Annotated in this window: 1 protein-coding gene; it reads right to left on the bottom strand. The window is 63.7% G+C overall.

Annotated elements, in window-relative coordinates; all coding sequences use genetic code 11:
• Positions 1–1,585: AMP-binding protein (locus tag QRN34_RS17035; protein WP_285406325.1), on the bottom strand; the 1,585-nt coding region annotated here is incomplete at its 3' end.
• Positions 1,586–1,646: the final 61 nt, after the last annotated feature.

Raw genomic sequence — 1,646 nt, 5'->3', positions numbered from 1 at the left:
CGGTGCCGCCGATGTACAGCTCACCGGGCACGCCCACCGGCACCGGCTGGAGGAAGGCATCCAGGACATAAGCTTGGGTGTTGTCCATGGGCCGACCGATGGGCACCTGCGTCGTAAGCGGCGCAAGGGCACCCAGCGTATGGGTGGTCGCGAACGTGGTCGTCTCGGTAGGTCCATAGACGTGCACGATCTCCAGGTCCGGCGCATGCGCACGGATTTGTCGGAAGGCCTCCGCGACAGCTTGTTCGCCACCGGTCCAGATCGTTCGTAGCGGCGCGAGGTGCGCAGGTGCTTCTGCGGCGATGACCCGGAATAGAGCGGTAGTGAGGAAAACCGCGGTGACCGCGTGCTGTCGGATCAGCGCACCGAGGCCCTCGACATCGAACCGACCCGGAGGAGCGATGACGACGCAATGCCCCGCAAGCAACGGGGCCCAGATCTCGTAGGTAACAGCATCGAAGACCTGCGGGGAATGCATCAGTACACGTTCATGCTGGTCGCCGCACAGCAGCGCATCCGCCGCCAGGCCAACGACGTTGCCGTGAGTGGCGGCCACGCCCTTGGGGATACCGGTGGAGCCGGAGGTGTAGATCACGTAGGCCAGATGATCGGGGTGCACTTGGACATCTCGCACCCTGATGTCATTGAACGAACGTTCGCCGGGAAGCGGAAGGATCCGTGGATTTTCACTGAGCGTTTCGTCATTGACCGTGATGCGGGATACGGAGGACGGCAACTCGATCGGCAAGTCATGCGCAAGGAGCACGCAGCGTGGCTGCGCGTCATTAAAGATGAAAGTAAGTCTCTCCTTAGGATATTCGGCGTCGATCGGCAGAAAGGCCGCACCGGTCTTGAGCACGGCCAACTGAGCTATGACCAATTCGGGCGAGCGCGGGAGGGCAACGCCGACGAGGACATCATTGCCTACACCTTCGCTTATGATCATGCGGGCCAGCCGATTGGCGCGATCCTCGAGTTGGGCGTAGGTAAGCTGGCGATCGCCGCAGACCAGGGCGACGGCGTCGGGCACGCGCCTGGCCTGGCGTTCGAAGGCGGCGGTCACGGTGGTCGCCGCAAGGTCGGTGGCCGTGTCGTTCCAGTCGAGCAGCAGGGTCCGGCGCTCGTGTGCCTCGAGCAGGTCGATGCGGTCCAGCCGGCGATCGGGCTCGATGGCTACCTCCTCCAGCAACCGGGACAGCCGCTGGACCATCCGCGCCACGGTCGCCTCGTCGAACAGGTCAGTGGCGTATTCGATGCCAAGTTGCAGGGCAATGGGCTGGCCCGCCTCGTCGCGCGACTCGGCGAAACTGAAGGCGAGGTCATATTTCGCCTGCACGGTGTCGATGGAGTGATCGGTCACGATCACGTCGGCAAAGTTCAAGGCCGCCTGCGCATGGTTGTTCATGATGAAGGCCACCTGGAACAACGGATGGCGTCCGGTAACGCGTTCGGGATGGGTCAGGTCGACCAGTCGCTCGAAGGGCAGGTCCTGATGCTGGAAGGCGTCCAGGTCGACCTGCCGGGCCCGGCGGACCAGATCACGGAAGCGTGGGTTGCCCGAGGTGTCGGTTCGTAGCACGAGCAGGTTGACGAAGAAGCCGACAAGATCGACCAGGGTATCGTCCTGGCGGCCGGCGACGGAGGTG

The organism is Luteibacter sp. ME-Dv--P-043b, assembly GCF_030209605.1.
GTDB lineage: Bacteria > Pseudomonadota > Gammaproteobacteria > Xanthomonadales > Rhodanobacteraceae > Luteibacter.
The sequence above is the reverse complement of the archived record's forward strand: the minus strand, read 5'-3'. Positions and strand labels throughout refer to the sequence as shown.